The organism is Neoroseomonas lacus, from assembly GCF_014644535.1.
GTDB classification, from domain to species: Bacteria; Pseudomonadota; Alphaproteobacteria; order Acetobacterales; family Acetobacteraceae; genus Neoroseomonas; species Neoroseomonas lacus.
Window position 1 is genome coordinate 17,116 of sequence record NZ_BMKW01000009.1, and the last position, 19,546, is coordinate 36,661.

The 19,546-nt window shown below is 70.5% G+C and carries 17 protein-coding genes; 10 read left to right on the forward strand and 7 right to left on the reverse strand.

Annotated elements, in window-relative coordinates; all coding sequences use genetic code 11:
• Positions 1-6: 6 nt before the first annotated feature.
• From IEY36_RS17885 to IEY36_RS17900, 4 genes are all read right to left on the reverse strand, one after another.
• A complete protein-coding gene (locus IEY36_RS17885; RefSeq protein ID WP_188969188.1) occupies positions 7-570 on the reverse strand; it encodes a hypothetical protein in 564 nt (187 codons plus the stop codon).
• A gap of 89 nt (positions 571-659) precedes the next feature.
• Positions 660-1,661: a tryptophan--tRNA ligase gene (gene trpS / locus IEY36_RS17890; protein WP_188969190.1), complete on the reverse strand. Its 1,002-nt coding sequence runs from the start codon at positions 1,659-1,661 to the stop codon at positions 660-662.
• A gap of 56 nt (positions 1,662-1,717) precedes the next feature.
• A complete protein-coding gene (locus tag IEY36_RS17895) occupies positions 1,718-2,353 on the reverse strand; it encodes an isochorismatase family protein (RefSeq protein WP_229681399.1) in 636 nt (211 codons plus the stop codon).
• Between the two features lie 68 nt (positions 2,354-2,421).
• Positions 2,422-3,105: a YggS family pyridoxal phosphate-dependent enzyme gene (locus IEY36_RS17900; protein WP_188969192.1), complete on the reverse strand. Its 684-nt coding sequence runs from the start codon at positions 3,103-3,105 to the stop codon at positions 2,422-2,424.
• Positions 3,106-3,151: 46 nt separating this feature from the next.
• Here IEY36_RS17900 and IEY36_RS17905 point away from each other — a divergent pair, with 46 nt between their 5' ends.
• From IEY36_RS17905 to IEY36_RS17920, 4 genes are all read left to right on the forward strand, one after another.
• Entirely contained in the window at positions 3,152-3,796 is a 645-nt protein-coding gene (locus tag IEY36_RS17905) for a thiamine phosphate synthase (RefSeq protein WP_188969195.1), read from the forward strand.
• A gap of 172 nt (positions 3,797-3,968) precedes the next feature.
• Positions 3,969-5,432, forward strand: coding sequence for a porin (locus tag IEY36_RS17910; protein ID WP_188969197.1), 1,464 nt, complete (start codon positions 3,969-3,971; stop codon positions 5,430-5,432).
• Positions 5,433-5,541: 109 nt separating this feature from the next.
• Positions 5,542-7,830 (forward strand): tetratricopeptide repeat protein, encoded by a 2,289-nt coding sequence (locus IEY36_RS17915; protein WP_188969199.1) that lies wholly within the window; start codon positions 5,542-5,544, stop codon positions 7,828-7,830.
• 257 nt (positions 7,831-8,087) lie between these two features.
• Positions 8,088-8,477 carry a DUF3576 domain-containing protein gene (locus IEY36_RS17920; RefSeq protein WP_456307051.1) on the forward strand — a complete coding sequence of 130 codons (390 nt, stop codon included), beginning with the start codon at positions 8,088-8,090 and terminating at the stop codon, positions 8,475-8,477.
• A 199-nt stretch (positions 8,478-8,676) separates the two neighbouring features.
• Here IEY36_RS17920 and IEY36_RS17925 read toward each other — a convergent pair whose 3' ends face one another.
• A complete protein-coding gene (locus IEY36_RS17925) occupies positions 8,677-9,618 on the reverse strand; it encodes a Hint domain-containing protein (RefSeq protein ID WP_188969201.1) in 942 nt (313 codons plus the stop codon).
• A gap of 928 nt (positions 9,619-10,546) precedes the next feature.
• On the reverse strand, positions 10,547-12,109 hold the full coding sequence (murJ, locus tag IEY36_RS17930) for a murein biosynthesis integral membrane protein MurJ (protein ID WP_188969203.1): 1,563 nt from the start codon (positions 12,107-12,109) through the stop codon (positions 10,547-10,549).
• A gap of 129 nt (positions 12,110-12,238) precedes the next feature.
• Between murJ and IEY36_RS17935 the strand changes: the two genes are divergently transcribed.
• The 6 genes from IEY36_RS17935 to IEY36_RS17960 all read left to right on the forward strand — a co-directional run bounded on the left by IEY36_RS17935 (position 12,239) and on the right by IEY36_RS17960 (position 16,699).
• Complete coding sequence (locus IEY36_RS17935) at positions 12,239-13,201, forward strand: Bug family tripartite tricarboxylate transporter substrate binding protein (RefSeq protein ID WP_188969205.1); 963 nt, start codon at positions 12,239-12,241, stop codon at positions 13,199-13,201.
• Entirely contained in the window at positions 13,198-13,971 is a 774-nt protein-coding gene (locus IEY36_RS17940) for a GNAT family N-acetyltransferase (protein ID WP_188969207.1), read from the forward strand. The genes IEY36_RS17935 and IEY36_RS17940 overlap by 4 nt, the downstream gene beginning before the upstream one ends.
• Before the next feature lie 375 nt (positions 13,972-14,346).
• Positions 14,347-15,186 carry a shikimate dehydrogenase gene (locus IEY36_RS17945; protein WP_188969209.1) on the forward strand — a complete coding sequence of 280 codons (840 nt, stop codon included), beginning with the start codon at positions 14,347-14,349 and terminating at the stop codon, positions 15,184-15,186.
• Positions 15,183-15,770 (forward strand): dephospho-CoA kinase, encoded by a 588-nt coding sequence (gene coaE / locus IEY36_RS17950; protein WP_188969211.1) that lies wholly within the window; start codon positions 15,183-15,185, stop codon positions 15,768-15,770. The genes IEY36_RS17945 and coaE overlap by 4 nt, the downstream gene beginning before the upstream one ends.
• 18 nt (positions 15,771-15,788) lie before the next feature.
• Positions 15,789-16,490, forward strand: coding sequence for a DNA polymerase III subunit epsilon (dnaQ, locus tag IEY36_RS17955; protein WP_188969213.1), 702 nt, complete (start codon positions 15,789-15,791; stop codon positions 16,488-16,490).
• Complete coding sequence (locus IEY36_RS17960; RefSeq protein WP_188969215.1) at positions 16,487-16,699, forward strand: hypothetical protein; 213 nt, start codon at positions 16,487-16,489, stop codon at positions 16,697-16,699. The genes dnaQ and IEY36_RS17960 overlap by 4 nt, the downstream gene beginning before the upstream one ends.
• A gap of 114 nt (positions 16,700-16,813) precedes the next feature.
• Here IEY36_RS17960 and IEY36_RS17965 read toward each other — a convergent pair whose 3' ends face one another.
• On the reverse strand, positions 16,814-19,372 hold the full coding sequence (locus tag IEY36_RS17965) for a TIGR02302 family protein (protein ID WP_188969217.1): 2,559 nt from the start codon (positions 19,370-19,372) through the stop codon (positions 16,814-16,816).
• Positions 19,373-19,546: the final 174 nt, after the last annotated feature.

Below are 19,546 nucleotides of genomic sequence, written 5' to 3' on the forward strand. Positions count from 1 at the left end.
GCGGCGTTACCGCGTCACGGTGAAGGGCGTCACCATCCCGGCGGCGTAGTGGCCAGGCAGGTTGCACAACAGCAGATACGTCCCCGGCGCGAGCGTCACGTCGAGCGTCTTCGTCGCGTTGGGCTGCATGTCGCCGGTGTCGCCGAGCATCCGCACCTGATTCTCCGGCACGCGGCCGGCGGCGGCATCATACGGCAGCGGCGCGTCGGCATGGTCCACCGCGATGATCAGCATCTCGTGCAGGGTGCTGCGGGACCAGTTGGTGACTTCGAAGCGCAACGGGCCGGTCTTGGCGTCGCCGTGGTCGGTGCGGATGGACATCATGCCGATGCCCATCATGCCCTGGCCCATCCAACCTCGACCGCCGCGGAACCAGCCATCGCCTTGCGGCGGCCCGGCGCCCCAGCCGCCCATCATGCCGCGACCACCCGGTCCCGGCCCGTGGCCGCCGATCGCGGTGACGTCGAGCAGCGCGACCCGCACGATGGTGGGATCGGACTGCGCGGAGGCTTGCGTAGCAGGAGCGAGAAGAACAGCGGCGGCCAGCGGGGCCAGGGTTCTGCGTTGCATGACGTTGTCTCCCGAAAGGGTTGTTCCCCCTCAGAACGTCATCTAGTCCCCTGGCCCGCCACGCGCCTTGATGCCGCGCAAGCCCCGCCTCAGCGCGAGGGCAGGAAGCCCACGATATCGCGCGCCTTCGCCACGATCGGCTCGGCGATCGCGCTCGCCCGGTCCGCACCCAACCGCAGCGCGGCATCGAGCGCCGCCTGGTCTTCCAACAGCCGCTTCATCTCCGCCGCGATGGGCGAGAGATGCGCGATCAGCGCATCGGCCAGAGTGGATTTGAACGCGCCGAAACCCTGCCCGCCATGCTCGCGCAGCACATTCTCCGGCAGGGTGCCGGTGATGGCGGCGAGAATGCCGACCAGGTTGCGCGCCTCCGGCCTGCCTTCGAGGCCCGCCATGTGCTCGGGCAACGGTTCCGGGTCGGTCTTCGCCCGCTTGATCTTCTGGGAGATGGTATCGGCATCGTCGGTGAGGTTGATGCGCGACTGGTCGGACGGGTCCGACTTCGACATCTTCTTGGACCCATCACGCAGCGACATGACGCGTGCGGCCACGCCCTGGATCAGCGGCTCGATATTCGGGAAGAAGTCCACGCCGTAATCGTGGTTGAACTTCTGCGCGATGTCGTTGGCCAGTTCCAGATGCTGCTTCTGATCATCGCCGACCGGCACCTTGGTCGCGTGATAGGCATGGATGTCGGCCGCCATCAGGTTCGGATAGACATACAGCCCCGAGGAGACGGCTTCCTGGTTCTTGCCGGCCTTGTCCTTGAACTGCGTCATGCGGTTCAGCCAGCCGAGCCGTGCCACGCAGTTGAAGATCCAGGCGAGTTCGGCATGCGCGCGCACATGCGACTGCACGAACAGGATGCACCGCTTGGGGTCGAGCCCGCAGGCGATCAGCGCGGCCGCCATCTCCCGCGTCTGGCGGCGCAAATCGGCCGGGTCCTGCCATTGCGTGATCGCATGCAGGTCGACGACGCAGTAGATCGCCTCCTGCGTGTCCTGCAGCGGCACCCAGTTACGGATGGCGCCGAGGTAGTTGCCGAGGGTGGGCACGCCCGAAGGCTGGATGCCGGAGAAAACGCGGCTCATGGCACAGGACCATCATACTTGTGGGGCGGGCGTGATCCCGCTTCGGCGCGGGCACGTCAAGGCCGGTCATTGGCCTGGCGCCACGCCTCGATGGCCGCGATCGCCGCCGCGCCGTCGATCACATCGGCATAGCGGCGGTCCACATCCAGCAGGTTCTGGTCATGCGCCACCTGGTCGTGGTCGCCCACGCAATCGCCCGGCACCATGACGCGGAAGCCGAGGGAGAAGGCGTCGATAACGCTCGCCCGCACGCAGCCGGAGGTGATGCAGCCGGTCACGATCACGGTGTCCACCCGCTCCTTCGTCAGGATGGCGGCGGCCGGCGTAGCGAAGAAGATCGAGGGTGCGGACTTCATCAGCACCACATCCGGCCCGGCCGCGGCGATGCGCGGGTCGAGTTCGACGGATGGCGTGCCGGCCAGCAGGTCATAGACCGGGTCGGCCTTCCAATGCGGCGCCGCGCGGGCGCTGAAATAGCCGTTGACGCAGGCGATGACCGGCAGGCCCGCGCGTTTGGCAGCCTCGATCAGCGGCACCGTGTTGCGCACGGCGGCATCCACCATCGGCGCGCCCGCCATCGGGAAGGCGGGGTCGGTGAAGCCGCGCTGGAAATCCACCACCACGAGGCCCGGCTTGGCGCCGAAGCCCTGCTTGCGGCTGCCGTAACCGCGCGCCGCGTATATGTCCGACATGCCCATTCTCCGTTGCGTCGCCGACACCGTCGTCTCCCCGCCGGCGGTGCAATCGGTGTGCCCCGGCGTCAGGCCGGCGCCGGCCGATGTCCGAAGATCGCCGTGCCAATCCTGACATGGGTGGCGCCCTCGGCGATCGCCGCCTCGAAATCGCCGCTCATACCCATCGAGACCACCGGCAGGTCGTGCCGGGCCGCCAAGTCCCGCAGGAAGGCGAAATGCGGCCGCGGGTCGCCCTCGACCGGCGGGATGCACATCAGCCCGGTGACCGGTAGGCCGTGGTCGTCGCGCGCGGCGCGGATGAAGGCATCGGCCTCGGCGCGCGGGATGCCGGATTTCTGCGCCTCATCCCCTGTATTGACCTGCACCAGGCAATCCGGGCGGCGCCCTTCCTTGGCCATGGCGGCGGCGATGGCGGCGGCGAGCTTGGGGCGGTCGATGGTTTCGATCACATCGGCGAGGGCGACCGCGTCGCGCGCCTTGTTGGTCTGCAAGCCACCAATGATATGCAGGCGCAAACCGGGGTGAGCGGCGCGCAGCGCGGGGAACTTGCCCTCGGCCTCCTGCACCCGGTTCTCGCCGAACACGGTCTGCCCGGCGGCGAGCGCGGCGAGCACCGCCTCCTGCGGGTGGGTCTTGGAGACGGCGACGAGGGTCACCTCCTCCGGAGCGCGGTTGGCGCGGCGGCAGGCCTCGGCAATCCTGGCGCGTATCGCTGCCAGGTTGGCGGAAATCTCGGTGGCATAGGACATGGCATGGCAAGGCTAGGGCAGATCGGCGCCAACCGGAATCCGTCGAATGCATGATGCCGCCGCGCTGGCCGCGCGGGCCCGCCGCCTCACGCCCCCGTCGCGGCGCGGGCGGCGGCTACCGGCGCTGTGGCTGGTCACAGACCCGGTCCGGCTACCGGATCCGGTGGCACCGGCGGCGCGGTTGCCGCGCGGGGCGGGGGTGCTGGCGCGCGAGGCGTCGACGGGAGTGCGGGCGCGCCTCGCGGCCCTGTCCCGGCGGCGTGGGCTCGCCTTGCTGGTCGCCGGGGACGGCCGGGCGGCGCTGGCGGCGCGGGCCGGGCTGCATGTGCCCGATCGCCGCAGCACGGCCGGGCTGTTGCCCTTTCTCCTGGCGCGTCGGGCCGGCGCGCCGGGCACGGCGCTGACCATCGCCGCCCATGGTGGCGCGGCCTCGGCGGCACGGGCGCGTCGGCTGCGGCCCGACCTCGCCTTCCTATCGCCGCTGTTCACGACGCGCAGCCACCCCGGGGCGCCGGCCCTCGGGCCGCTGCGCTGGCTGCTGGCGGCTCGCCGGCTGCGGCTGCCGGCCGTGGCCCTCGGCGGGGTGGCTGTGGCGACCGTGGCGCGGGTGCCCGGACGGGCGGCCGGGATTGCGGCGATCGACGGCCTCGCGCCACAGGCTGTTGCCCCCCCGCCACACTGTCTCAGGTAAGTCGCGGCGGGGGTGACTGCGCGGTTGCCGCGCGCGGCGGTGCCAGGACATAGTCCGGCCCAGGCCAGACGCCGTCGTTCTCCCTTTTTGGGGGATTGCGGCGGCGGACCCTGTCCGGGGGGGCAGGGCGGCCGTCGGAACTGCCGGTATGCCGGCGATGAGGAGGACTAGAATGCGCAAGATTCTGCTGGGGACGACCGCTGTTGTCGGCGCCGCCCTGCTGGCGCCGGGGGCTTTCGCCCAGACGACGCGTGGCGGTGGTGGTGCGGTTGGTCAGGGCGTTCCGCTGCAAACGGCCCCTGGGACCGTTGGCGTTGCCCCGACCCCGCTGAACGTCGGCCCGTCCGCTCCGTCGACGCAGGTGACGGCCGCGCCGACGCCGGCGATGGCTGGTGCCGGTGGCCTGACCATCCGCCTTGGCGGTTACTTCGCCTTCACGGGCGCCGCGGTCCAGGACGACTGGGATCGCGCGCGCAGCCGCAACGGCGTGACCGGCGTGAACAACGCCGCTTCCCGCCAGCGCTATGACTTCCGCAACGACGCGGAACTGAACGTCTTCGTCGACGGTCGCACCTCGAACGGCATCACCTACGGCGCCGTGTTCGAAATGCAGATGGACAACGTCGTCGCCACCGCGGGTGACGGCACGACCGTCTCCTTCGATGAGCTGTACGGCTACATCGGCTTCGACGGCTTCGGCACCTTCCGCTTCGGTCAGGAAGACAGCGCCGCCTCGCTGCTGCAGGTTCGCGCGCCGGCCTCGCAGGCCCTCGGCGGCGACGCCGAGTGGGACGAATTCATCGTCCAGACCGGTCTGGCCGACAGCTCGCCCTACATCATGTCGGGCATCAACGACGGCAACGACGCGACGAAGGTCATCTACCTCTCGCCGCAGTTCGCAGGCTTTGACTTCGGCCTGTCCTACGCCGCCAACTCCGGCGAAGGCGAGCGCACCAACAACGAAGGCAGCACCACCTCGGCGCAGCGCGACCGTCTCGGCATCGAGAACGAGATGTCGGCCGCTGTCCGTTACCGCGGCACCTTCGGCCCGGTGGGCGTGATCGCCGGTATCGGTGGCATGTGGGCGAGCCCGCCGCAGCAGAACGCGGCCGGCCAGCAGCTCGGCGCCATCGGCAACCCGCGTCCGCAGGACGTGTACGCCTACACCGGCGGCCTCGTGCTGACGGGCTACGGCTTCTCGTTCGGTGGTGAATACACCTGGGGCCAGTATCGTGGCGCCTCGGTCGGCCGTACCGCCGTCAACGCCGGTGTGGACAGCTCGAATCACTATCTGATCGGCGCGACCTACACTGTTGGCCCGCTTGTGTTCGGCGCCGTCTGGGGCCAGGGCAACCAGGGCAACGGCGTTCGCCGCACGGGTACCGCTTCGGCGCCGGTGTTCACCGACCTGCCCGACCGTACGCAGTCGCTCTGGGGCGTGGGCGTTGCCTACAACCTGGCGCCGGGTCTGGTGCTCTTCGGCCTGTACAACAACATCAACGACGAGAACGTGCCGACCGCGCAGCCGACCAACGCCCGCTACACTGGCGGCACCGGCACGACGCTGGCTTCGTTCAACGGCAGCAACACCCGCACGATCAACATCGGCGTGGTGGGCATCCGCCTCGCCTTCTGATCCTTCGGGTCGGAAGCAACGGGGGGCGGCAGGGGAAACCCTGCCGCCCTTCGCGTTTGCGGGGGCCGCATCCGGCCCCGCACGAGACATCGAACCAAAGGGACTGCCGATGGCGGCCGCCGTCGATCTTCGCCACTGCATGGCGCTTCATCAGGCTGGGCAGTTGGATGAAGCCATCCTGTGCTATCGCCGCGCCTTGCCGCAGGACAGCACCGGCATCCAGGTCAACCGCCTGCTGGGCCTGGCGCTCTTCGCCAAGGGCGACGCCGCCGAGGCGCTGAAGCACCTGCGCGCCGCGCTCGCCCGCGCACCGCGCGAACCGGCCTTGCTGAACGATATCGGCAATGCGCTACGCGCCCTCGGCCGCAGGGCGGAAGCCGAACAGGCCTTCCGCGGCGCCATCGCCGCCAATCCCGGCTTTGCCTTCGCGCAGTTCAACCTGGCCGATGCATTGCTGGAAGCCGGCCGCCATGCCGAGGCGCTGGAGGTCTACCGCACCATCCTGATGCGCCGCTTCGACGGCATCGACGCGGATTTCCACAACAATCTCGGCACCTGCCTGATGGCGCTGGACCGCCCGCAGGAGGCGCTGACCGCCTTCACCGCCGCCTTGAAGACCGACGCCACCCATGTCGCCGCGGCAGCGCATGCCGGAGCCGCCCTGCAGCGGCTGGGTCGCAACAGCGAGTCCGTGGCCTTCCTGCGCGAGACGGCGCGCCGCGGCGGCGCCACGATGCAAGTGCTGGCCACGCTCGGGCAGGGTCTGCTGAACCTAACCGACTACGCCCCGGCGCTCGAGGTATTCGACGAGGTGCTGCGTCACCAGCCCGACCTCGAGCGCGGCCTGACCGGCCGCGGCCTCGCACTCAGCGGCCTGCGCCGGCATGAGGAGGCTATGGCCACGCTCGACCGCGCGGCGGCGCTCTACCCGGCCTCGCGGTCGGTGCAGCTGGTCAGCGGCAATATCCGCCTGGCCGCCATGGATGCCGAAGGGGCGGTCGCCGCCTTCGCCCGCGCCGCCGCCCTGCCGGCGGGGTCCTCGCCCGACGCCGCGCTGGCCCTGCTGATGTTCAACCGGCTGCGGCTGTGTGACTGGACCGATGCCGCGGCGACGCGCCAGGCGATCCTCGCGGGCTTCGCCAATGGCACGCAGCGCCTGCCGCCCTTCGAGGCTTTGTGCATCGCCGACGACCCCGCGCTGCATCTGCGCTGCGCCAACCAGTATGCGCGCGAATACCAGCCGCTGCGCCGCGCGGCCCTGCCCCTCGGCGAAATCGGGCGGCGCATCCGCATTGGCTATGTAAGCGGCGAATTGCGCGAACACGCGGTCGGCCACCTGCTGGCGCGGCTGCTGGAACTCCATGACCGCACCGCCTTCGAGGTGCACGCCATTTCGCTCGGCCGGATGACCGGGGACCCGGTGCAGGCGCGGCTGCATGCCGCGGTCGATGGCTTCCACGATGTCTCGGCCATGCCCGATGACGCGGCGGTCGCGCATCTGCGTGGCCTTCACCTCGATGTCGCGATCAACCTCAACGGCTATACGGGGGATTCGCGCACCACGCTGTTCGCGCAGGGCATCGCACCGGTGCAGGCGCTGTTCCTCGGCTATCCCGGGACCATGGGCGCGCCCTTCATGGACTATATCCTGGCCGACACCATCACCGTGCCGCCCGGCGCGGAAGGTTTCTACGCCGAGAAGGTGGTCCGCCTGCCGGGCAGCTTCATGCCGACCGACAATCTGCGCGAGATCACCATCGGCGGGCTGACCCGCGCACAATTCGGCCTGCCCGAACACGGCATCGTCTTCTGCTGCTTCAACAACACCCACAAGATCCTGCCCGAAGCGTTCGACGGGCTGATGCGCATCCTCGCCGCCACGCCCGGTTCGGTGCTCTGGCTGCGCGAGGAGAATGCGGCCGCGACCCGCAACCTCAGGGCCGAGGCCGCCGCGCGCGGCATCGACCCGGCGCGGCTGGTGATGGCCGCGCGGGTGGACCATGCCGACCATCTCGGCCGGCATGCGCTGGCCGACCTGTTCCTCGACACGCTGCCTTACAATGCCCACACCACGGCCTGCGACGCGCTCGGCGCCGGCCTGCCGGTGCTGACCCGGATCGGCGAGGCCTTCGCCGGCCGCGTCGCGGCCAGCCTGCTCGACGCCGTCGGCTTGCCGGAGATGGTGGTGGACAGCCAGGCGACCTTCGAGGCGCGGGCGATCGCCCTGGCGGCGGACCCTGCCGCGCTCGGCGCCATCCGCGCCAGGCTGGCGGCGGCGCTGGACGACCAGCCGCTGTTCGATACCCCCCGATATGCACGCGCCATCGAACGGGCCCTGCGGGCCATGGTCGACCGGCATCGGGCCGGGGAAGCCCCGGAAGCGTTTCTTGTCACGTAACAGACGGCCCCGTGACGTGTTTCGATGAGGCCTGCCTTTTCACCGCCATGGTTCAGGCGCTACAACACGCCCCCATGACCCGTGCCGCCTTCCCCCGATGCCGCTCCGCGGCCATGCTCTGCGCTCTTGGCGTTGCCGCTCTGCTCGGCGCATGCAGCGATTCCGACTCTGTCCGCAATGTCGGCCGGGACGAGTACACCTCCCAGTCCGGCCGCGATCGCGTCCGAGGCCGCCTCACCGGCCAGGATGACGGCGTCGTGCTGTTCGGCACCTCGCGAAACAGTTCGGCGGCTGCCGATGCCGGTGCGCCGAGCGGCGGCGCCGGGCTCGGCGTCAACGCCTATCTGTGGCGCGCCACGCTCGACACGCTGTCCTTCATGCCCCTGGCCTCGGCCGACCCCTTCGGTGGCGTGATCATCACCGACTGGTATTCACCGCCCGGCGCGACCGCAGAACGCTTCAAGGCGACCGCCTATGTGATGGGCCGCCAACTTCGCTCGGATGGTGTGCGCGTCTCGGTGTTCCGCCAGGTGCGGCAGGGCAACAACTGGACCGACGCGCTGGTGACGCCGGCGACGGCGGCGGAACTCGAGGATCGCGTCCTCGCCCGTGCGCGCGAACTGCGCAGCCAGAACACCGGTTCATAGTCCAGTTCGCGCCCGACTGGAATCAGTCAGGCGCGTGAAGATGCTCGCGAAAACAAGGAAATAGAACGGCCTTCGCGAGCACAGGCGAGCGAGAACCGCTGTCGTCAACGGGGCTGGGCGGAACCGCCGCAACCAATGCCTCGCATCCAGGACGGGAAGGACGGGCCCGTTGCTGGAGCCCGTCGCCTCCGCTGGATCGTCAGGCGACGCGCTGCACCGCTTCGATGACCGCATCAATGCGCGCAGAGATACGCGCGCGGATACGGTCGAGGCCCCCACCATGCTGCATCAGCGGGTAGCAGGCGTTCGTCGCGTAGCGGCCGTTGGTGCGCTCGCTCGCGAAGTCCTTGAACAGTGTCGCGACGCCGTAGTTGTCGAAGTTCTTGCGGTTGCCGTCGTCGAAATAGCTTTCCGACACCGCGCCTTCGGCCACCAGCAGGCCATGCGACGGCAGCTCGACATGCCAGTAGGTCACCTCCGGGCACCAGGCCTCCTGCACGATGGTGCTGTCGTTCACCAGCAGCTTCGCCGGCACCAAGTGGCCGTCGAGGAACATCGCGTGGTCAGGCGAGACGCGCAGGTCCCGGAACGGCACGCCATCGGCGAGGGCGCCGGCCTTGATCAGCACCGGCGCGACTTTCGCGGGGGCCGGATGCCGGGCGACATTGACGCGGCTGTGGCCAAGCCAGATCACCGGCTGCAACGGCGCGCCGGAATGCGGCGTCACCACTAGGTCACCGACGCGCAGATCCTCGACGGCGACTTCACCGCGCGCGGTGGCGACCTTCGTGCCGGCCGCGAAGCAGGCATTGACGCCGACGGGGATGGAGTTGACGTCAACGAGGATGGAGTTGCTGGTCGGGGTGCCGCTCGAATCCCGCGCCACGAAATTGTAGTCCACGTTCGGGTCGAGCGCGGCGGTGTTGAGGGTGACGGCCTGGGTGTAGGTGTGATTGCCGCTGGTCTGGCTGGCGGTCGTCGACCCGACGAGCACCGGCGTGCCCCCGCCAACCGGCGTCGCATACAGGTTGATCGTGCCGGTGTAGTTGCCCGTCAGCGAGAAGGTGACCGTGGCGGTGCCGCCCGGCTGCAGCACGGGATTGGGCGAGATGCTGTTGAGCGTCACGGATTGAGTAGGCATGTGAAGTTCCTGTTGTTGGTGGGTTCGTAGGGGCAGGACGCAACGATGCCGGCGCGCTGAAGCCAATCAGCGTGCCGGTTCAAGAATCTCAAGGTCACGGAAATGGATGCGACCGGGGCGGCGGCCGCGGTTGATCGCCCTGCGCCGCCCTTGGCGGCCGGCTTGCGCGCGGCGGGACGACGCGTCGCCGGGCGGGTGGCCCGCGCGGCGCGCGGCCGCGCCATGGCGAGTGAGGTCGCGGCGCCGCCGACGGCGGCCGGCCTCGTCTCCGGCGCCGACCCATCGCGATGGCTGGCATGGGCTTGGCAGGGTGTCGTGGCCGCGCCCGCCGGTATCAGCATGAACATCGCGCCGCTCGACCGGGCTGCTCGCGCCGACAGTCTTGCGCGCGGCACATGCCCAGCGCCGCGCCCGACCGCCGGTGTGCGGGTGAGGCCAGGGCCCCTCACGACAGTTCCGATCAGATGCGGCGCGACTCGGATCAAGGTGCGGACCTTCTTCACCGAGCGGCGCGATGGTTCACGCTCTCGGTTTCGTCATGAGTACGAATTAAGGTGAAGATTCGCAAGATTTAGATGATAATTAACCACTTTTTCATGAATTCCCAATGATGATTTGTGCCGCTCCCGGCCTCTTAGCCCGCAAACCTTGCCTCACAGCGCGAACCGGGCTCAACGAGCCGTCAGCTTGACAATCTCTTAAAACATAATAAGGCTTTATATACAGCTATTGTATCATAAATTGGTACATTGGCCTGTCGATGGAATCACGCCGGCGATGTCCATTACGCCGGGTACACGCCAGAGCATCTTCCGCTCACGTTGCGTCGACACCGGCCGGTGCCTCCACCCGGCGACCCAAGGACCATATCCACGGTGGGTGGCGGGTTGGGGGCTGCGGCCTGGTGCTGCCCCAATCGGAAAACGGCCTAACCCGGCGGTACAACCCTGCCGCGGCCGCGCCGGCGCAACATGCCGAGCACCTCGCGGGGACTGAAGGCTCGCGTCGCCACGCCCGACGCCAGATAGGCCGCCGCCCCGGCGCCGATCAGCAACGCCGCCCGCACCATGCGCCCGGCCGAGCCCTGCGCGGGCGGCAGCAGCCATGCCAGCCCGGCGACCACCGCCCCCATTGCCAGGCTCGCCGCCAGAATGCGCGGCACCACCCGGCGCGCCCGGCGATCGACCACGAAATGCCGCCGCCGCATCAGCATCCAGGCCAACATCCCGGCATTGACCCAAGCTGCGCAGGCCGTCGCGAGCGCGACGCCGACATGCGCCAGCCACGGCATGAACAGCAGGTTCAGCGCCAAGTTCAGCGCCACCGCCACCAGCCCGATCTTGACCGGCGTCGCGGTGTCTCCCCGCGCGAAGAAGCCCGGCGCGAAGACCTTCACCAGCACGAAGGCCGGCAGGCCGAAGGCGTAGGCGACCAGGGCGGCCGAACTCGCCGCCGCCGCCTCGGCGCTGAAGGCACCGCGCTGGAACAGCGCGGCGACGATCGGCCCGGCTGCCGCCGCCAGCCCCACGGCCGAAGGCAGGGTCAGCAGCAATGCCAACTCGGTGCCCCGGTTCATCGACCGATGCGCTGACAGGCTCTGCCCGGCGCGCAATTGCCGCGACAGCACTGGCAGCATCGCCGTCCCGAGCGCCGCCCCGACCACGCCCAGCGGCAGCTGCGCCACCCGGTCCGCGTAATACAGGTAGGAGACGGCACCCGACGGCAGCAGGGACGCGATGATCACATCCACCGCCAGGTTGATCTGCGTGACGCCGGCGCCGAGCAGCCCCGGCGCCATCCGCCGCAACACCTGCATCACCGGGGGGGTCAGCGCGGGGGCACGGAACAGGTTCAGCGCCATCCCCGCCTGCCGCGCCGCCATCCAGACCATCGCCAACTGCACGAAACCCGAGGCCAGCACGCCCCAGGCCAGCGCGTGGCCCGGCGTCGCGACATAGGGGCCGAGGCTAACCAGCGCCGCCATCAGCAGCAGGTTGAAGAAGACCGGCGCCGCCGCCGCCGCCGCGAAGCGATCCAGCCCGTTCAGCACGCCCGAGACCAGCGCCGTCAGGCAGATCAGCGGCAGGTAGCCCATGGTAATGCGGGTCAGGTCCACGGCCAGGGCGAATTTCGCCGGGTCGGCCCGGAAGCCGGGCGCCAGCACCGTCAGCACCTGCGGCATGAAGATCAGCCCGAGCACCGTCAGCATGCCGAGCCAAAGCCCCAGCAAGGCGCCCATCCGCTCGGCCAGCTCCTGCGCCGCGGCGCGGCTATCCCTCACCAGCGTGCCGGCGAAGCTCGGTACGAAGGCGGCGTTGAAGGCGCCTTCGCCGAACAGGCGACGGAACAGGTTGGGCAGCTTCAGTGCTACGAAGAAGGCGTCGGCCACCGGCCCGGCCCCCAGCCTCGAGGCGACCAGCATGTCGCGAGCAAAGCCCAGGACACGGCTGGCCATGGTCCAGCCGCCAACGGTAAGGACGGAACGAAGCATGGCCACCCCTCTGCCCGCCCTGCCGCCGCGACGCAAGGCGCCTTGTCGGCGTCGCTCTGGACGCTGGCGCACTGAACCGTGATGGCGCAGAGTGTCCCTTCGATGTCGCGTTGGGAGACTGCTGCCAACATGCCGGGGATCGCGCGCCGCGCCATGCTGGCAGGCGCCCTTGCTCTGCCGATGACCGCGAGGCTTGGCCGTGCCGCATGGGCACCGGCCGGCCCGATGACCATCATCGTCCCCTTCGCGGAGGGCGGCACCAATGATGACGTGATGCGCGCGGTGGCAGCGGGCATCTCCCACCATCTCGGCCAGCCGGTCGGCATCCACAACAAGCCTGGCCGGTCGGGCATGCGAGCCATCGCCGCGCTGGCCACGGCGCCACCCGATGGGCTGCTGCTGGCGCAACTGCCGGTGCAGGTCATCCGTTCGGCGCTGCTCGACAACCTCGCCTTCGACGCGACGCGCGACACCACGCCGATCATCGGCGTCGCCGGCAGCGCCTATGGCTGCATCGCCAAGACCGACCGCTTCCCCGATGGCTGGGCCGGCTTCATCCGTGAAGCGCGCGAAAAGCCCGGCACGCTGTCCTATGGCTCCTCCGGGCTGAATTCGACCGCCCACCTGACCATGGCGCGGCTGCTGCTGCGCGAACGGGTCCAGGTGGTGCACGTGCCGTTCCGCGGCGCCATGCATGGCGCTCGCGCGCTCACCGCCGGCGATGTCGATGTGCTGGCCGGCCCGATCCGGATCGGCGAGGCGGTGACCGCCGGCGAGGCCGTCTGGCTGAATGTCTGGAGCGCCGAGCGGCTGCAGCGCTGGCCGGATGTGCCGACGCTGCGCGACCTCGGCTACCGGCTCGTGGTGACGACGCCCTTCGGCATCGTCGGCCCGCCAGCCCTGCCGTCCGAGATCGCCACCACCATTCATGACGCAGTGCTGGCGACCATCCGTACCGATGATTTCCGCAGCTTGCTCGACCGGCAGGACATGACCGAGGATTATCGCGACGGCGCCGCCTATGGCGCATTCCTGGCGGAATCCGCCCGGATGGAGGAAATGCTGATCGGCCGGCTCGGCCTGCAGCGATGACCCCACCCACTATTTTGGCGCTTGAGCGCGCGACGCTGACCACCGTGCCGGCACCGCGCACCGGCTTCGACGGCCCCTTCGTTGTGCGGGCTTTTGCCGGCGGCACCGGACGGGCCAATGCAGCCTCCTCGCTCGACCCCTCGCCCGACCCCGATTTGCCGGCCCGGATCGAGCGGATCGAGGCGCGCTATGGTGCGATGGGCCTGCCGGTACGCTTCCGCTCGACGCCTCTCGACCCGCCCGGGCTGGCCGACCTGCTGGTGGCGCGCGGCTATGAGCCGAAGGATGAGACGGCGATCCTGCTCGCCCCCATCGCGTCGATCGCCGCCGCGGACCCGGCGGCCGAGGCGCACCCGGCCCCCGATGCCGACTGGATGGCCGTGACCGCGACCGCCGAGCACCAAAGCCTCAGGCGCCGCCAGGAAAAGGAAGGCACGCCGCCGCTGCTGACCACACCGGGTGCCTGGATCACCCTGCGTGAGGATGGCACCACGGCGGCGGTCGCCTCGGTTGTCGTGACGGGGTCGGTGGCGGGGTATTTCGACCTGGCGGTGCGGCCGGAATTCCGCCGGCGCGGTCTCGCCGCCCGCGCGGTGCGCGCCGCCGCCGACTGGGCGCGGCACCAAGGCGCCGAATGGATGTTCTGCCAGGTGGCGATGACCAATACGGCGTCGCTCGCGCTCAACACCACGCTCGGGCTACGCGAGGCCTATCGCTACACCTATTGGGTGCGGCCGCAGGATGGGGTGCCGACACTGAAATTCGGGTGAGTGCTTGGCGGAACCGGTAGGTATTCGCCCCGGATGCGCAAGGATGGTGCTGCCGCGCGGCGGAACCTGAGTGGGCTTTGCCCCCTCCGGATCTCCCCCAACAAAGGCCTAAGGGCCTCTGGACACCAGTACTGGGCGTTGGGCAGGCAGCATTGTCGCGGAAGCAGCATGTCCGCCTCGCCCAATACCCGGCAGATTCCCGGGCGCTCCGCCCGACACGGCTTTGCCGTCTTCGCAAGACCGCCTCGCCCCGCACCAATTCAAGGTGTCCAGAGGCCCTCAGGCCTTTGGCGGGGTGGCCTGGAGGGGCAGCGCCTCTCCAATCTACGCCCCCCAGGCCTTGCGGATGCCACGATGACGAGGCTTGCTGCACCGATGCGATTGCTTTCCGGACATGCTCGTCTCGCCGGCGTCCTCGGCTGGCCCGTTTCCCACTCCCGCTCCCCGCGCCTGCATGGCCATTGGCTGGAGACGCTGGACATCGACGGCGCCTATCTGCCGCTGCCGGTGCATCCGGACGGCTTTGCCGCGGCGGTACGGGCGCTGGCCGGCCTCGGTTTCCGTGGCGCCAACGTCACCATCCCGCACAAGGTAGCTGCCTTCGCGGTGTGCGACGTGGTTGACGCCACCGCGCAGCGGGCCGGGGCGGTGAACACGCTGGTGTTCCGCGACGGACGGATCGAGGGTTCAAACACCGACGGCTTCGGCTTCATTGAAAACGTGCGCGACCGGGCGCCCGGCTGGCAGCCTTCGTCGGGTCCGGCGGTGCTGCTCGGCGCGGGGGGCGCGGCACGGGCCATCGCGGCGGCGCTGCTCGATGCCGGCTGCCCGTGCGTGACGCTGGTCAACCGATCCCGCGCGCGGGCCGAGGCGCTGGCGCGCGACCTCGGCGGCCCGATCGCAGTCGCCGAGATGCCGCCCTTGGCCGAGGCGACGCTGCTGGTGAACACCACCTCGCTCGGCATGCAGGGCCACCCGCCGCTGGCGATAGACCTCGCGCCCCTGCCGACAGCGGCCGTGGTGGCGGACATCGTCTATGTGCCGCTGGAAACCCCGCTGCTGGCGGCGGCGCGGGCCCGCGGCCTGCGCGCGGTGGACGGGCTGGGGATGCTGCTGCACCAGGCACGGCCGGGCTTCGAGGCCTGGTTCGGCACCGCCCCGATAGTGGACGCGGCGCTGCGCCAGGTGGTCGCGGCGGATATCCCGCCGCGATGATCGTCATCGGCCTGACCGGCAGCATCGGCATGGGCAAATCCACCGCCACCACCACCTTCCGCCGCCTCGGCGTGCCGGTGTTCGACGCCGATGCGGCGGTGCATCGTCTGCAGGCGCGCGGCGGCCGGGCGGTGGCACCGATCGCCGCCGCCTTCCCCGGTTGCACCATCGATGGCCGGGTGAACCGCGAGGCGCTGCGCCGCGCCGTGCTGGGCAATCCGGCTGCGTTGAAGCGGCTCGAACGCATCGTCCATCCGCTGGTGCGCGACGAGGAGCGGCGCTTCCTCGCCCGCGCCCGGCGAGACGGCCGGCGGCTCGTGGTGCTCGACGTGCCGCTGCTGCTGGAAACGGGTGGGGAGAAGCGGGTGGATCGCGTCGTCGTGGTCTCGGCGCCGGCCGCGGTGCAGGCGGTCCGCGTGCTGCGCCGGCCGGGCATGACGACCGAGCGCCTCGCTTCCATCCGCGCGCGGCAGATGCCCGATGCCGAGAAACGCCGCCGCGCCGACCATGTGGTGCCGACCGGCCTCAGCCGGCGTTTCGCCCAGGCGGCGATCCTGCGTCTGGTGCGGACACTGACACGGTAGGCGCGTATATCGGACGCCATGCGCCAGATCATCTTGGACACCGAGACCACTGGTCTCGACCCCCTCACCGGCGACCGCATCATCGAGGTCGCCGCAGTGGAATTGGTGAACCTGCTGCCGACCGGCATCGGCTTCCATCGCCTGATCGACCCCGAGCGCGACATCCCGGCCGAGGCCTCGCGCATCCACGGCTTCACCAATGGCGACCTGGCCGGCAAACCGAAATTCGCCGAGATCGCGGCCGAGATGCTCGACTTCCTCGGCGATGCGCCGATCGTCGCGCATAACGCACCCTTCGACTTCGGCTTCCTCGATGCCGAATTGCTGCGCGCCGGTTTGCCGAAGCTCAACCGGGCCCGGATGATCGACAGCCTGATGCTGGCCAAGGAACGCTATCCGGGCATGCCAAACAGCCTGGACGCGCTGTGCCGGCGCCTCGGCGTCGACAATTCGATGCGGTCCTCGCACAACGCCATCCTCGACTGCCGGCTGTTGGCGCAGGTCTATCTGGAGTTGATGGGCGGCAAGCAGCCGGGGCTCGAACTCGCCGCCTCGCAGGGCGGCGGCGGCGGCGCTGCGCTGGCAACGGTGGAACCGGTGGAATGGACATCACGGCCAATCGCCGTGCCGCCGGCGCGGGCCGAAGCCCACGCCGCCTTCGTCGCCGGCAAGGTCAAGGATGCGCTGTGGCTGAAGCCGCCCTTCGGCGGGGGCGCGTGATGCGGATCGTCCTCGGCGTCCTGCTCGGCTTCATCCTGGGATGGGTGGGCACCAGCGCGGCGGTGCTGACCTACGGCGAAATGGCGCATGTAAGCCAGGCGGAAGGCGGCTTCGCCATGGGGGCGATCTTCTTCATGGGGCCGGCGGGCGGGATCGTCGGGGCGGTGCTCGGGGGGTTTCTTGGCGCACGGTGGCGGCGGCGCGGCTGAGGCGGTCGCGGCGGCGGCAGCTTCGCCCCGCCGGATGGCGACGCGCCGCTCGCCGCCGCCAGTGCCGCCGGGAAATCCGCCGGGCACCGCCGTTCCAACCTTGACCCCCACCGCTCAGAACTGCCGCAACAGCCGGTCGATGTAGTCCAGCTCCGCCGGCGGCCGTTCCCGCTCGGCGCCGCGCCGGCGCAGCTCCTCCTGGATCCGGCGGGTCTTCAGCAATTCCGCCTCATCCGGCACATGGGTGTCGGAGGCATTGTCCTGCCCGCCCGTCTGCTCCCGCGTGTGGCGCCCGAGCGGGTCGCGCCCCGGTCCCTGTTCCTGCGCCTGTCCCTGGCCCTGGCCGTCCTGCTGGTCGCCAGCCATGCCCTCGCCTTCGCCATCCTCCTCGCCCTCGCCCGGCTGGGGTTGGCCGAACTGGCGCTGCATCTGCTGCGCCATCTGGCGGCCGCCCTCGGACAGGGCGCGAATGGCGCGCTGCTGGTCCTCGCGCGCGTCGCGGCCGTCGCGCAACGCCTCGGCGGCATCGCGCATGGCGCGGTCCGCCTCGCCCAGCGCCTGCGGCACATCGCCCGTCAGGTCGCCGAATTGCTGCATCAGCTCGCCCAGCGCACGGCGCAGCGCCCGCTGCACCCGCGCATCCTGCTGGCTTTCGGCCTGCTGCTGCGGGCTCGGCTGCGCGGCTTGCGGCGCCGTCGGCGGCCGGGGCGGCCAGGTGAAGCTCTGCGGCTGGCGAGGCTGCTGCGCCCGCTCACGCGCGGTCTCCCCGGCCCGCTGCTGGCCGCGGTCGAGCATCCCCGCCTGACGCTGCACCATGTCCTGCACCACGCCCATCTGCTGCTGGCCGCGCTGGCGCTGCTGCTGCCGTTGGCGGTCCTCGGCGCGCATGTTGCGGCCTTCCTCCAGCGCGCGGAGCATCTGTTCGAGTTCCGCGAGCTCGCGCTGGGCATCCTCGGTGCGGCCCTGACGGGCGGCTTCCTGCATGCGCTGGGTGCGACGGTCGAGCTCACGCTGGTCCATCAGCCGCTGCTGCGGGTCATAGGGCAGCGCCTCGGCATTCTCGCGCTGCAGCCGTTCGGCCAGTGCCTCGAGATGCTGGCGGATCGCCTCGCGCAGTTCCTGGATGCGGCGTTCGAGTTCGGCGCGCTGTTCGGGCGTGTTTTGGTCGGGGTTGCGCCGCGCCTCCGCCAGCGCCTCGCGCAGCGCTTCCTGGGCGGCGGCGAGGGCACGCGCGGTGCGGTCGGTGCGGCCTTCCTCCAGCGCCAGGGCGATGTCCCACAAGGTTTGCTGCACCTCGCCGATCGCGGCCGGGCGCTGGTCGCGCAACAGCCGGTGACGCGCACTGCGCAGCGCGAGATAGGTGCCGGCATCCTGCTCGAACGCCTCGGGCGTGGCGGCGATGCGGTCGAGTTCCTGCCGCGCCGGCTCACGGCCCGACGGGTCGACCGAGAGCGCCTTGCGCAGCGCGATCAGCTGCCGGGACACCGGATGCGTGAAGGAACGCTCCGGCAATTCCAGGAAGGCGCCGTCGCTGCGGCCTTCCTGCCCGGCATGGTCACGCGCGACGAGCCGCGCCTCGACCTCCAACCCGGCCCAGGGGTGCGCCGAGAGGTCAGGTTGCCCGACGCCATGCGCGCTGCGCGGGCGGCTGGCGGGCAGCGGCAGGTCGACCACGACCGGTTCGGCGTCGGGCCGCTGCTTCAGCCGCAATTCCACCCGCAAGGAGGCGAGCCCCCAATCATCCTCCGCTCGCCAGGGCAGGCGGATCGCCAAGCCACGCGCCGCGCGCGCCGGGGCCTGGTCCCATGTCGCGACGGGTGGTGCATCGGCGCGAACCGTCAACGTCCATTGCGCGATCTGCGCTCCACCACGCCGCACCGCGAGGCTGGCTCCGGTATCGAGCACGGTCTCCGCGGCGTAGGAGGCCCGGTCGAGCGTGCGGAACGGCGTCGCCGTGCCATCCAGCACCAGGTCAGGCACGCCGCCCGCGCCGCCGGAGACGGCAACCTGCAGCCGGCTGCCCGCCGGCACCGTGACGGCCCCACCCGCGGCGTCGAGAAAGACCGGCGCGGCCCCGGTATAGGCGGGCGGCGTGATCCAGGCCTCCAGCCGCACGGCAGTCGTGCCCGGCAGGGCGGCGCCGGCGAATTGCGGCAGCAGGGCACGACGCAGGCGTTCCGGCGCCTCCGGCCCGGCGATCACGACGGCCGCGCCGAGCGCCACCACAAGCCCGCCGCGCAGCGCCAGCCGGTCGCGCCGTGCCAGCCCCGGCTTGGGCGGCATGACACGCAGCGAGGCCAGCCGCGCCGCCGCCCGGCGCCGATGCGCTTCCCACAGCGCGAGCGCCACCGGATCGTCACCGGTCGGACGGTCGCCCAGCGTCGCGATAGGGCGATGGCTGAGGCCGGAATCCTGCTCCAGCCGCCGTTCCGCCGCCGCCGCACCGGGCAGCCTCAGCATCCGGCCAGCCCGCCATCCGGCCCAGCAGAGTGCCCCGGCAAAGCCCAGCAGTAGCAGCGCATGCAGCGCCGCCGGCAACAGCAGGGGCAGGCCGGACAGCGCCACCAGTAGGAACACGCCGATCACGCCGAGCGGCGGCCAGAGGGCGGGCCAGGCGGCCTCCCACCACAGGACCAGGCGGGCAAGGCGGGTGCGGCGGGTGAGCTGGGTCATCGGGTGCGGCTCCGATGGAACCGGGAGGGGGTTTGGCTGGGAATGGCGGCCGATGGAGGGGCTTTGCCCCTCCAAACCACCCCACCAAAGGCCGGGAGGCCTTTGGAAACCAATACCTGGTGCCGGGCATGGCAGGCGGGAATGGTGCCGATAGGCGCTCGCCTGCACAATGCC

What these genes read in the sequence shown, in the direction of transcription:
- IEY36_RS17885 (WP_188969188.1), bottom strand. Translation starts at nt 570, where the DNA reads ATGCAACGCAGAACCCTGGCCCCGCTGGCCGCCGCTGTTCTTCTCGCT.
- trpS (WP_188969190.1), bottom strand. Translation starts at nt 1,661, where the DNA reads ATGAGCCGCGTTTTCTCCGGCATCCAGCCTTCGGGCGTGCCCACCCTC.
- IEY36_RS17895 (WP_229681399.1), bottom strand. Translation starts at nt 2,353, where the DNA reads ATGTCGGACATATACGCGGCGCGCGGTTACGGCAGCCGCAAGCAGGGC.
- IEY36_RS17900 (WP_188969192.1), bottom strand. Translation starts at nt 3,105, where the DNA reads ATGTCCTATGCCACCGAGATTTCCGCCAACCTGGCAGCGATACGCGCC.
- IEY36_RS17905 (WP_188969195.1), top strand. Translation starts at nt 3,152, where the DNA reads ATGCATGATGCCGCCGCGCTGGCCGCGCGGGCCCGCCGCCTCACGCCC.
- IEY36_RS17910 (WP_188969197.1), top strand. Translation starts at nt 3,969, where the DNA reads ATGCGCAAGATTCTGCTGGGGACGACCGCTGTTGTCGGCGCCGCCCTG.
- IEY36_RS17915 (WP_188969199.1), top strand. Translation starts at nt 5,542, where the DNA reads ATGGCGGCCGCCGTCGATCTTCGCCACTGCATGGCGCTTCATCAGGCT.
- IEY36_RS17925 (WP_188969201.1), bottom strand. Translation starts at nt 9,618, where the DNA reads ATGCCTACTCAATCCGTGACGCTCAACAGCATCTCGCCCAATCCCGTG.
- murJ (WP_188969203.1), bottom strand. Translation starts at nt 12,109, where the DNA reads ATGCTTCGTTCCGTCCTTACCGTTGGCGGCTGGACCATGGCCAGCCGT.
- IEY36_RS17935 (WP_188969205.1), top strand. Translation starts at nt 12,239, where the DNA reads ATGCCGGGGATCGCGCGCCGCGCCATGCTGGCAGGCGCCCTTGCTCTG.
- IEY36_RS17940 (WP_188969207.1), top strand. Translation starts at nt 13,198, where the DNA reads ATGACCCCACCCACTATTTTGGCGCTTGAGCGCGCGACGCTGACCACC.
- IEY36_RS17945 (WP_188969209.1), top strand. Translation starts at nt 14,347, where the DNA reads ATGCGATTGCTTTCCGGACATGCTCGTCTCGCCGGCGTCCTCGGCTGG.
- coaE (WP_188969211.1), top strand. Translation starts at nt 15,183, where the DNA reads ATGATCGTCATCGGCCTGACCGGCAGCATCGGCATGGGCAAATCCACC.
- dnaQ (WP_188969213.1), top strand. Translation starts at nt 15,789, where the DNA reads ATGCGCCAGATCATCTTGGACACCGAGACCACTGGTCTCGACCCCCTC.
- IEY36_RS17965 (WP_188969217.1), bottom strand. Translation starts at nt 19,372, where the DNA reads ATGACCCAGCTCACCCGCCGCACCCGCCTTGCCCGCCTGGTCCTGTGG.